The organism is Desulfonatronum thiosulfatophilum, assembly GCF_900104215.1.
Taxonomy (GTDB): Bacteria; Desulfobacterota; Desulfovibrionia; order Desulfovibrionales; family Desulfonatronaceae; genus Desulfonatronum; species Desulfonatronum thiosulfatophilum.
On record NZ_FMXO01000009.1, the window covers coordinates 150,387 to 161,545 of the forward strand.

General features: G+C 53.1%; 10 protein-coding genes. 9 read left to right on the forward strand and 1 reads right to left on the reverse strand.

Annotation, left to right across the window (positions count from 1 at the left end):
- Window positions 1-339: 339 nt before the first annotated feature.
- From BLP93_RS09160 to BLP93_RS09185, 6 genes are all read left to right on the forward strand, one after another.
- Window positions 340-828, forward strand: a complete 489-nt coding sequence (locus tag BLP93_RS09160) for an RrF2 family transcriptional regulator (protein ID WP_161946265.1) — start codon at window positions 340-342, stop codon at window positions 826-828.
- 93 nt (window positions 829-921) lie between these two features.
- On the forward strand, window positions 922-2,160 hold the full coding sequence (sqr, locus tag BLP93_RS09165; RefSeq protein WP_092120333.1) for a type III sulfide quinone reductase, selenoprotein subtype: 1,239 nt from the start codon (window positions 922-924) through the stop codon (window positions 2,158-2,160).
- Between the two features lie 18 nt (window positions 2,161-2,178).
- Window positions 2,179-2,826 (forward strand): helical membrane plugin domain-containing protein, encoded by a 648-nt coding sequence (locus BLP93_RS09170; RefSeq protein ID WP_161946266.1) that lies wholly within the window; start codon window positions 2,179-2,181, stop codon window positions 2,824-2,826.
- A gap of 101 nt (window positions 2,827-2,927) precedes the next feature.
- Window positions 2,928-3,281 (forward strand): response regulator, encoded by a 354-nt coding sequence (locus BLP93_RS09175; protein ID WP_092120339.1) that lies wholly within the window; start codon window positions 2,928-2,930, stop codon window positions 3,279-3,281.
- Between the two features lie 65 nt (window positions 3,282-3,346).
- Window positions 3,347-5,332, forward strand: coding sequence for a response regulator (locus BLP93_RS09180; RefSeq protein ID WP_244148701.1), 1,986 nt, complete (start codon window positions 3,347-3,349; stop codon window positions 5,330-5,332).
- Complete coding sequence (locus BLP93_RS09185) at window positions 5,307-7,166, forward strand: PAS domain-containing sensor histidine kinase (RefSeq protein ID WP_161946267.1); 1,860 nt, start codon at window positions 5,307-5,309, stop codon at window positions 7,164-7,166. The genes BLP93_RS09180 and BLP93_RS09185 overlap by 26 nt, the downstream gene beginning before the upstream one ends.
- An 89-nt stretch (window positions 7,167-7,255) precedes the next feature.
- Here BLP93_RS09185 and BLP93_RS09190 read toward each other — a convergent pair whose 3' ends face one another.
- Window positions 7,256-9,340 (reverse strand): molybdopterin-dependent oxidoreductase, encoded by a 2,085-nt coding sequence (locus tag BLP93_RS09190; protein ID WP_092120347.1) that lies wholly within the window; start codon window positions 9,338-9,340, stop codon window positions 7,256-7,258.
- Window positions 9,341-9,731: 391 nt separating this feature from the next.
- Between BLP93_RS09190 and BLP93_RS09195 the strand changes: the two genes are divergently transcribed.
- Genes BLP93_RS09195 through BLP93_RS09205 form a run of 3 tightly spaced genes read left to right on the forward strand, consistent with a single transcriptional unit; the run spans window position 9,732 to window position 11,159 of the window.
- Window positions 9,732-10,112: an NADH-quinone oxidoreductase subunit A gene (locus BLP93_RS09195; RefSeq protein ID WP_092120350.1), complete on the forward strand. Its 381-nt coding sequence runs from the start codon at window positions 9,732-9,734 to the stop codon at window positions 10,110-10,112.
- On the forward strand, window positions 10,088-10,642 hold the full coding sequence (locus BLP93_RS09200; RefSeq protein ID WP_092120353.1) for an NADH-quinone oxidoreductase subunit B: 555 nt from the start codon (window positions 10,088-10,090) through the stop codon (window positions 10,640-10,642). Before BLP93_RS09195 ends, BLP93_RS09200 begins: the two co-directional genes overlap by 25 nt.
- Complete coding sequence (locus tag BLP93_RS09205; protein WP_092120356.1) at window positions 10,632-11,159, forward strand: NADH-quinone oxidoreductase subunit C; 528 nt, start codon at window positions 10,632-10,634, stop codon at window positions 11,157-11,159. Before BLP93_RS09200 ends, BLP93_RS09205 begins: the two co-directional genes overlap by 11 nt.

Below are 11,159 nucleotides of genomic sequence, written 5' to 3' on the forward strand. Positions count from 1 at the left end.
TCACGGGAATCACCTTTCATGACTCATCTGCTTGACAGTTTTTCACGATCTGGACTAATGCTGCAACTGTTTTTGACCAAACTAATTACGATTAAATTAATCTAGATTAACTTGGTTTCAGTTCAACAGTTTCAACAAATTTTGATCGTGTACAACTTTTGACCCATTTGAGTTATCGCCCGGATAAGTTGAATTATTCCGTTTGCGTGTAAAATATTTGCTGGCTTCATCAACAAAGTTCTTTCCTGAAACACGACCGAAACAATCTATATTAATATAGTCCACATTAGACAAGACGAATTTAGTAAGCGGACCAACTGATCAACAGGAGAAATACACGTGCAGTTATCCAGCCGTGCGAGACATGGCGCCCGCCTGCTTATCAATCTCGCTCAATCCAATCAAGACGTGCCGAAAAGGGCCGCCTCCATTGCCAATGACCTTGGCATTTCCCTGAAATATCTCGAAAAGATCCTAAAACCTTTAAGAAAAGCCGGAATGATCAAAGGCTTGCGCGGTCCCGGGGGAGGCTACTTTCTCCATCAAAATCCCAATGAAATAACCCTGGGTGGAATTGTTCAAGCGTTGGACGACAACCTCCGGCTCTCATGTTGCGTCGAACCGGGGAATTGCGATCCCATGGATTACTGCGGCGCGCCGTCGCTATGGGATGATTTGAGTACGTCTCTGCAAAACAAGCTTAATTCCATCACGCTAGTCGGCCTGATCCAGCAGGACGAATCTTCCCGCAACAATATGTCGCCTTCGCATTTCACTCTCGCGCACAGATCTGTCCAGGCCGCCTGTGAGACGGCTAGAGTTGCCTGAAAAAACTGCGTTACCGGTGAATCCGACTTCAAGATGCACTTCTAAACGGTGTTTTACCCACACAATCATATTCAGAAAAAGGAGTTTCAGACCATGAAAAAATTGCTCATTCTTGGTTCCGGTTCAGGCGGGACCATGGTTGCCACGAAGATACGCGAAAAGCTCCCGGAGAAGGAATGGGAAATCACGGTCATTGATCGCGACTGGCAGCACCATTATCAAGCCGGTTGGCTCTTCGTCCCGTTCGGAGTCTACACCCTGGATGATTGCATCAAGCCCAAGGCGGACTTCGTTCCCAAGGGCGTCAAACTGGTCATGGACTCCATTGAATCCATCGATCCGGCGAAAAAGACCGTCAAATGCAAAAACGGCTCCTACTCCTACGACTGGGTGGTGGTTGCCACCGGTTGCCGTATTGCGCCGGAAGAGGTCGAAGGAATGATGGACGACTGGGGCGGTAATATCCACAACTACTACACCCCGGACGGCGCAGTGGCTCTGTTCAAGAAGTGGAAGAACATGAAGGAAGGGCGCATCGTGCATCACATTTCCGAGATGCCCATCAAATGTCCCGTAGCGCCGCTGGAGTTTGTCTATCTGGCCGACTGGTTCTTCACCATCAACGGTGTGCGCAAAAACATAGAGATTGAACTGGTCACTCCGCTGACCGGCGCCTTCACCAAACCCGTTGCCGCCAAAATCCTCGGCAAGGTCTGCGATGACAAGAATATCAAGGTCACCCCGAACTTTGTCGTGGACAATGTCAACGTGGGCAAGAAAAGCATTGAATCCGTCTCCGGTGAAGAGGTGCCCTACGATCTGCTGGTAGCCATTCCCCCGAACTTTGGTCAGCAGGTGATCATCGACTCCGGCCTTGGCGACGCCATGGGCTATGTAGATACGGACAAGCATACCCTGAAAGCCAAGAACTTCGACAACATGTACGTTATCGGCGACGCCACCAACGTCCCCACCTCCAAGGCCGGCAGCGTCGCCCACTACGAATCCGACATCGTGGTGGACAACCTGATCCGCGAAATCGAGGGAGAAGAGCCCCGTCCCGACTTTGACGGACACTCCACGTGCTTCATTGTTTCCGGTTACGAACAGGCCTACCTGATTGACTTCAACTACGAGGTGGAACCGCTTCCCGGCAAGTACCCCTTCCCCGGAATCGGTCCTTTCTCCCTGCTCGGCGAGTCGCACATGAACTACTGGGGCAAAATGATGTTCAAGTGGATCTACTTCGACCTGATGCTCAAGGGAAGCGAATTGCCCTTGGAGCCGCAGATGTTCATGGCCGGAAAAATGCGCCACTTGGCCAAAGCTTAAGCCAGGAGGTTGATGCAAATGAACAAAGAAGACCTTATTCTTCAACGCCTCGATGAAATCGAGGCCAAGGTGGCCCTGGTGCACCAACGCGCCGTAGCCGCCCAAAACCTCAGGCACGAGCTGCAGCCTGTTCTGAACGACGCATTCAAGGTCATGCTCCACGAGCTGGGTGATATCGAGACCGGTTTTCAGCTCGAAGACCTTTTCGATATGCTCAAGACGACCATGCGCAACGTCAAGAACCTGACCTACATGATCAAGCAGCTCGAAAACGTCATCGACCTGTGGCACACTTCGGAACCATTGCTGAAGACCACCGTACCCAAGGCCATCGCCTACCTCGACGACCTTGAGCAGAAAGGCGTCTTTCGCACCTACCAGTCCATGCTTACCTTGCGAGCCAAGGTGGCCCAGGAATACGGGCCCGAACAAATCGAGGAAATGGGCGATGCCTTTGTATTCTTGATCGGCATGCTCAGCAAACTCTCCGATCCCAAGGTCCGTGAAATGATCGAAAAAGCATCCGATGCCTTTACGGAGATGGACTTGAAGGATGTCCAGCCAACCGGCGTGTTCGGAATGATGAAGGCCATGTCCAGTCCAGAGGCCAAACAAGGTCTGGGCGTGATGGTCGAAATGACAAAGACCCTTGGCAAGCTGAAGTAATGAATCCGCAAACGCGGGAGCTGTTTGCCGGCTCCCGCGTTTGCAATTGCCGGTACACACTCCCCCGAAGCCAACCTGGATCTAAGAAATAGGAGCTCTCCATGGCAAAAAAAATCCTGATTGTCGACGATGACCCGGAAATCTTGGATTATCTCAGTGAATTGTTCCAGGACAGCGGCTACAAGACCGTGACCGCCATCAATGGCGTGGAAGGTCTGGAAAAAGTTCGCGCTGAACAACCGGACCTGATCACCCTGGACATGGACATGCCGGAGAAAGGCGGCACTAACTTCTACGCCGGATTGCGCAAGGACCAAGCCAACCGCGACATCCCGGTGATCGTGGTCAGCGGAGTTGGTCCGCGTCCCCCTGTCTTGACCAAAGACGTCCCCACCATCTCGAAGCCCATCGACAACGCAAAGTTGATGCAGCTTGTATCTGATATGATTCCATAGCATTGCATAACCCGCGACCGATTCAATTTTTTGAATCGGTCGCGTTTTTTTGCTTTCCAGTACACGTGAATAATACTCCCCAACTCGCTGCTCCCAACGAAATCCTGAACGTCTTGATAGTTGACGACGAGCAGGACATTCGAGAAATGATGGCGATCCTGCTCAAGGAACTCGGATTTGCCACCCTCCTCGCCGCCGACGGCTTCAAGGCAATGGAAGCCTTCCACCGGCACAAGCCACACATCGTCCTCACCGACATCAAAATGCCGGGAAAGGACGGGATTGCCGTCCTCAAAGAGGTCAAAGCTGCATGTCCGGAAACCGAAGTGATCATGATCTCCGGCCATGGCGATATGCATTTGGCCGTGCAGAGCCTCAAGCATGATGCGGCGGACTTCATAACCAAGCCCATCGATGAGGAGCTTCTGGAAATCGCCCTGGCCAAGGTGTCCGAACGGATTCGTCTGCGCCGCCAGGTGCGTGAGCATACGGAAAATCTGGAAAACCTGGTTCGCGAAAAATCCGCTGCTCTCGTGGAGATGGAGCGAAGGCTCGCAGCTACGCAGATCATGGAGGGCATGGGCCGGGCAATGACCATACTTGCCAGCGACCCCGCTGCGGGGGAGTATTTTCCAGAAATGCCCTTCTACGTCGCCATCCATGACGCCGTATGCAACGTGGTCACCGTCAATCAGGCATATCAGCAAAGATTCGGCGACCGCGTCGGTCTGTCCAGTTGCAAGATCTATGAACGATGTGGCGAGCCGGGATGGAAAAGTCCGGTCCGCGAAGCCGCTGACCAGCAGGCGAGCATTCATCGTCACGAGAACATGATTGCTAAGGACCAGACCTGGCTGCCCGTGATCACTCACGTTTCCCCGGTTACCGGGGTAGGGGGAAAGCTGGAGCTGCTCCTTGAAATTGCCGTGGACATCTCGGAAATGCGCCGCCTCCAGGATGAGTTGTCCCGCACCCAGCGCAAGTTCGAGCGCTTCTTCAATACGGTGCCCTGTGCCATCACCGTGCAGGACAAAAATCTTCAAGTGGTGGAATCCAACGCGAGCTTCCGCAAGGATTTCGGCGAACCTCAATGCCGTCCTTGCCACCAGCTCTACAAGCGCAGTGATGAACCCTGCACCGATTGCCCTGTTCTGGCCACCTTCGAGGACCAATCCCCGCACCAGTACGAGACCGTGGTCACAACCAGAGGAGGCGAAAACCGCAATATCCTGGTCTGGACTGCTCCCCTAGCGGATGCAGACGGAGAAGTGAATCAAGTTCTGGAAGTGGCTACGGACATCACCCAGATCCGGCAGTTGCAGGACCACCTCTCTTCGCTTGGAATCATGCTCGGGTCCATGTCCCACGGCGTTAAGGGCCTGCTTATGGCCATAGACGGCGGGGCCTACCGCGTTGACAAGGGGTTGGAGAAAGGGGACCTGCAGCGGGTCGCCGCCGGGTGGAAGACCGTGCGTCACAGGCTGGATCATATGCGCAGAACCGTGATGGACATTTTGTATTATTCCAAATCAAGGGAACCGGACCTCAGCCCCCACGCTTTGCGCGGCTTGGCGGAACATCTGGCTGAAACCGTAGCCGCCAAGGCAAGCAAGGCGGGCATAGCTTTTCAAACGGATTTTTCCCAGGCGGAAGGCACCATCCTGATCGATGAAGTCGCCTTTTCTTCAGCCATGGTCAATATTCTGGAGAATGCCGTGGATGCCTGTCTTTTCAACCGCAACGCCGAAGAACACAAAATCGAATTCGTCGTCTTGAGCGAGGACGATCAGGCCGTCTTCAGGGTCCGGGACAATGGCATCGGCATGGACCAGGAAACCAGGGACAACATGTTCACCTTGTTCTTTTCATCCAAAGGCGCCCTCGGCACGGGAATCGGCATGTTCGTCACCCATGAGATCGTCACCGCTCATGGCGGCAACATCACCGTTGACTCCGCACCCGGCAAAGGCACAACGTTCCGAGTCGCCGTTCCTCTTGCCGAGTCGACAGAAACGGCACGACATCATGACCAACACCTCATTGTTGAATGAAATTCTCCAATCCCTTCTCCGCTCTCTGACATTCCGGTTGAGCCTGTTGATGGCTTTGGGTCTGTTCGCGCTCATGGCCGTCTTTCTTCTCCTGGTTGGAGGCAATCCTGGTCACCCGGCAGGTCCGGCCATAACGTTCGGCGACCTGCTCATGCTCCTGACGTCAGCTCTGTTCATCCTTATTGCGTTTGCGCTGATCGTTTCCCAAAGGCTGACCAGGCCTCTGAACAACGTCATGGAGCATCTGAAAACCACTTCACACGGAACCCACTGGGTGGATCTGGATTATACGCACGCGGGAGAGTTTGGAGAATTGGCGGCAACCGTGAATAAAATCGCCGACTCGGTTCGCCTGCGCAATCAGGAAACGGATGAATTGCTCTCCATGTACCAGAGTCTATTCGAAGGCGTGCCCTGCCTGATCACGGTCCAGGACCGGGACTTGCGCCTAATCCGTTACAATCGGCTGTTCGGCGAGCAGTTCGGGGCCAAGCCGGTGGAGCATTGCTACAAGATATATAAGGGGCGTGACCAGAAGTGTTTGAACTGCCCGGTGGAGAAGACTTTTTCGGACGGAAAATCCCACACCACCGAGGAAAATGGGTTTTACAAGGATGGAAGTCCGGCCCACTGGATCGTCAGCACGGCTCCCATCCGCGACCGCAGCGGCAAGGTGACGGCTGTGATGGAAATGTGCCTGGACATCACCCAGCGCAAGGAGTTGGAGCAGAAGCTGAAAAAATCGGAAAAAAAATACTCCACCATTTTCGACAACATTCCCGTGGCCGTCTTCGAGCTGGATGCCGAAACCCTGGACGTTCGCAACTGCAACCGCAACATGTCGCAGCTCTATGGCTACTGCAAGGGCGAGGTAATCGGCAAATCCTTCACCATGCTGTTCGCCCCAGACTCCGCAAACGTCCACCTGGAGGCAATGAGGAGTAGGCGGAACATCCCTCAAGCCAAGCATCTGGACAAAGATGGTCAGGAGTTTTTCGTAACCATCGACATCGCGCGTATTTTTTTGGAAAAAAAAGAGATCCTGCTATCCGTGGTCACGGATGTAACGGACCGCATCCGCGCTGAACAGCAGGTCATCCAGTCCAGTAAAATGGCCACGCTTGGCGAAATGGCCGCCGGCGTGGCCCACGAACTGAATCAGCCTTTGGCCGTGCTGAAAATGGTGGCCAATTTTTTCCTGCGCAAACTACGCAAGGCCGAATTGCCAGATCCCGAAGAACTGCGGCAGATGACGTCAAAAATCATCAACAATGTGGAGAGGGCCGGCAAAATCATCGAGCATATGCGCGAATTCGGCCGCAAGCCAAACCTGCAAAGCACGCATGTTCAGGTCAACCAGGTCCTGCGGCGTGCCTGCGATTTCTTTGGCGAACAGCTCAAGATTCGCGATATCCAGGTTAGATGGGATCTGGATGACGATCAGCCCAACGTACTGGCTGATCCGAACAGACTTGAGCAGGTATTCATCAATCTCCTGGTCAATGCCAGGGACGCCATTGAGGACAAATGCGCCAGCAAGGAATGTTCCCAGGCTGATCGAGTCATTACTTTGCGTACGCGATCCAACGCCCGCCATGTGGTCACGGAGGTAGTGGACACGGGACCGGGGATCACCAAAGAAATCGTCGGCCGAATCTTTGAACCTTTTTTCTCCACCAAGGAAGTCGGACGAGGGACAGGTTTAGGCCTGTCCATCTGCTATGATATTGTTACCGATTACGATGGGACAATTCATGTTTTTTCCAAACCTGATCAAGGCGCCCGCTTTGTCGTCACCCTGCCCATAGCCGGATCTCCACGCAACGGCAGTTAAGGCGAAACGCCTTTAAGCCATCGACAAACCCAAATCAAACGGCGGCCTCACGGCCGCCGTTTGATTTGGTTCCTGTCAACTCCACGCCATCATACTTTTCGTACAGTGACGAAATGCTCCTGCATGGCGATGCCGCCGCCGGCGGGATCCCATTTTTCCAATCCGCCTACCATCAGGCGGTGATCAGCAACGCCTTTTCCACGAGCCCTGGTTTCAGCTGGGACGCCATCGTCGAATCCGTGGATCATGAAAACGGCCTCCGGGTGGATGAAGTCGGTTACAAAAGCCTTGATTTTGCCCGAATAACCATTGTTTCCAGCCACCTGGACCAGATCCCCGTCGGCAATGCCCAACTCGCCAGCCCGCTGGCTGTTGATCCAGAGCACATTGACCGGCATTTGCTCATGGAGAATCGGATTGTTCATGGTGTGCCCCTGGGTGTGCACTCCGCACCGACCGAAGGTAATCCGGAACTGATCACCCTGAGGGGTTTCCTTGTCCTCAAAAGGCTTAAGCGACGGCACCCCGCCCTTTTCCAGCTTCTCGGAAATGATCTCGATGGTTCCCGAAGGCGTCTTGAACTTCAATTTATCCCGGTCATGGTAGATCGGTTTGTCCGCCAACGAGACAAATCCTTTGGCATCGAAATCCTGGACGCTGACCCCAGTGTCCTGAAGTTGATAGGACCAGATGTCTTCAATGGAGTCGAAAGCCAGCTTTTCCATGCCCATGGCGCGCGCCAACCCTGCCAGAATTTCCCAATCCGCTTTACTATCGTAACGTGGCGCCACGGCACGTTGGCGAACAAAAAACTGTGGTTTCAATCCTCCCTTTGATGCGATGATGCTCTCGCGTTCAAGATACGGGGACATGGGCAGGACCACATCCGCATTCCAGGCCGTGGCCGACCAGGAGAAGGTGATTGCCACCAGCAAGTCCAGATTAGCGAAAATCCGCTTCTGTGCATCCGGGTCAGGCATGGCCTGCATCGGGTCGTGTCGACAGGCAAAATACGCCTTCACCGGGTAAGGGTCTCCACTTTCAATGGCCTTGAATGCCAGATGGAGCAAACCAGGCCCCGCATCGAAATGGGTATGTTTCCAGCCGACGCCGTCGGCGCGCTTGCCTTCCGGTTTCGGAAAAAGGTCCGCCAGCGCCTTCAATCCCTTGCGCCCGCAATCCGCCGGTTTGGCTCCGATGGCCAAGCCTCCCTTGCTGCCGATGCTGCCCAGAAGTGCATTGATGATGTAGGCAGTTCTGGCGACATAGAATGAGTCCTGATACCTGGCGGCCATCCACCCCGGATGCCAAATCACGGCAGATTTCGCCTTGGCCAGTTCAGCCACGAAAGCCCGCAACTCCTTAACCTTGACGCCGGTGACGGTCTCGGCCCACTCGGGAGTGTATTCTCCAATGAAGCTCTTCAGTGCATCAAAGTTGGAAATATATTTCTTCACGTATTTCGAATCATAGAGATTTTTCTCGACCAGTTCGTTAATGACCGCCAGATTGAAGGCATAGTCCGTGCCCGGTCGAATCTGAAAAAATCTGTGCGCTTTCCCAGCAGTGATCGTTGCCCGGATGTCGATGACCGTCAGTTTGCAGCCATCGGCCATTCCATCCAGCAGGTTGTTCACCTCCGCTACGTTGATGGCTTCGAAGATGTTTCGGGTCTGCAGGATTACGTGCTTGGCGTTCTTGAAGTCGTAAACGAAATCCGTCCGACCGTAGCCGGTCACGCTCTGTGCCGCGTGGTGCACGTTTCGAGCGCAGGATACGTCGTGATTGCTGTAATTTACGGAACCGATGCCCTTCATGAAAGCCTTGTACATATCCACAAAAGGACCGGATCGATCCGACCAAAGTACGGCGTTAGGACCATAAGTCTCAACCACCCCTTTGAGCTTCTCCGCCACATGAGCATACGCCTCCTCCCATGTCGCCTTCCGCCAGCGCCCCTCGCCGCGCTCGCCTTCCCGAATCAGCGGATGACGAATCCGATCAGAATCCTTGACTAGGCCCGGACCGGCACCGCCTCGAGCGCAGAGCGCCCCCTTGAGCGGCGAGTGAGGGTTGCCCTGGATGAACATGACCTCATCTCCGTCCACGTCCACCTGAATGGGGCACCGGACTGTACACATACCGCAGACACTGAAACAACTTGTTGTGGCCATAATCTTCCTCCATTGTGCAATTCCGTACTGCCTGCTGGACAATAGCGGATGGTTCAGATCAACCAGTAAAGCAAAAAAAAAAAATAAAATCCAAAATAAAATCTTCATTGTAATCCCGACCATTGCAGTCGGAATTGCAATATCTTCATCACACTACAGAAAGACGGAAATCAAGGCAACAGCATTTCGAGATTGAGAAAAAAAAAACAATCATTTTTTGCTTGACAATGATTTTTCTTTGATGTTTATGTTTGTCTAAACACTCCTGAGTCCATAAAATTCACTTTGATCAAAGTTGTTTATGGATCAGTGTGTCCTTTTTTTTTGCATGATACGTTATATTTTGGCGAGGAATAGACATAATAATAATTCACCCAAGGAAGATACGCTTATGAGTCTTTCATGGCTGCATGTTTCCATTCTGCTTTTCTTTATATCTGGAGCTCTTTTTGCTATTGCTCCTTTTATTGCTTCTATGTTGATTGCAACAAGAGCCAAGTCTCCTGCGCTGTATACTCCTTATGAATGTGGAATGGATCCATATGGATCAGCCTGGACAAAATTTGGCATCAACTACTATTTTTATGCATTGCTATTCCTTGCTTTCGATGTCGATGTGCTCTTTTTGTTTCCCGTAGCCACCGCCTATGCGGATGGCGCCGGATTGGTGCCATTCATCAAGCTGCTCATTTTCATCGTCATCCTTTTGGCATCAGTGATTTTTTTCTGGAAAAAGGGAGTCTTCACATGGCCCAAGAGAATCAGATTTTAAACATTCTTTCTGCGGATACGGAGACGGAAGCGCCCGTCATCAATTTCCCCATATCCCAGAAAGCTCTGGATCTGTGTCGAAGCATGTCCTTGTGGCCCATGACCTTCGGCTTGGCTTGTTGCGCTATTGAAATGATGGCAATTGGCATGGCGAGGTTTGACGTTGCCCGGTTCGGCGCGGAAGTCTTTCGACCATCCCCGCGCCAGTCCGATTTAATGATCGTCGCGGGCACTGTTTCGATAAAAATGGCTCCTTTGCTCGTCCGCTTGTACGAGCAGATGCCCGCGCCACGGTGGGTCATCGCCATGGGCAACTGCGCGATTTCCGGAGGACCGTTCCGTTACGAAGGACAATATGGAATCGTCGAAGGCGTCAATAAACTGGTGCCGGTTGACGTTTATGTCCCCGGTTGTCCGCCGCGTCCCGAAGGCCTGCTGGAGGGTCTCTTCCAGCTGCAGCAAAAGATTACCAAAAAGCGATGGTGGCCGATGCCTGAAACAGAATCCGCGGGAGCCGAACATGTCCGCTGAACATTCTGTTGCATCCGTTTTTCAAGTTTCCTCCAACTCACCGACGCAGTCCGGGTATCGCGCCGATCTGTTCCTTGCCCTTGATTCCCTGGTGGAGGCTTCGCGGATACTGAAACAAAACGATTTTTTTATCGAGAACATTACCTGCCTCGATTTGGTTGAAGGACTTCTGCTCGTATACCACTTCAACCACACCCAAAGCCCGGGCAGAATCTGTCTGCGTGTGATGATCAACCATGAACATCCCGAGGCGCCCACAATCAGCGACATTTACGCCGGCGCCAACTGGCATGAACGGGAATGCTTCGACTTTTTCGGCATTACCTTCACCGGACACACCAATCTGCTGCCCCTGCTCCTGCCGGCGGATTTTTCGGGAGATCCGCCCTTGCGCAAGAAGCCAGGCAAGCGTTGCGACCTGCACCAGTTGTTTCCGGGAAGATCCCACCTTCCTCTCACGGTTCAGGATCCGGAATTCATTCGCTCCGTGACCGCGAAGCCGCAAACCACTCCCTAG

Bases quoted from the DNA above. Each gene is read 5' to 3' on its own strand.
- BLP93_RS09205 (WP_092120356.1), top strand. From the start codon at position 10,632: ATGTCCGCTGAACATTCTGTTGCATCCGTTTTTCAAGTTTCCTCCAAC.
- BLP93_RS09195 (WP_092120350.1), top strand. From the start codon at position 9,732: ATGAGTCTTTCATGGCTGCATGTTTCCATTCTGCTTTTCTTTATATCT.
- sqr (WP_092120333.1), top strand. From the start codon at position 922: ATGAAAAAATTGCTCATTCTTGGTTCCGGTTCAGGCGGGACCATGGTT.
- BLP93_RS09175 (WP_092120339.1), top strand. From the start codon at position 2,928: ATGGCAAAAAAAATCCTGATTGTCGACGATGACCCGGAAATCTTGGAT.
- BLP93_RS09190 (WP_092120347.1), bottom strand. From the start codon at position 9,340: ATGGCCACAACAAGTTGTTTCAGTGTCTGCGGTATGTGTACAGTCCGG.
- BLP93_RS09185 (WP_161946267.1), top strand. From the start codon at position 5,307: ATGACCAACACCTCATTGTTGAATGAAATTCTCCAATCCCTTCTCCGC.
- BLP93_RS09200 (WP_092120353.1), top strand. From the start codon at position 10,088: ATGGCCCAAGAGAATCAGATTTTAAACATTCTTTCTGCGGATACGGAG.
- BLP93_RS09170 (WP_161946266.1), top strand. From the start codon at position 2,179: ATGAACAAAGAAGACCTTATTCTTCAACGCCTCGATGAAATCGAGGCC.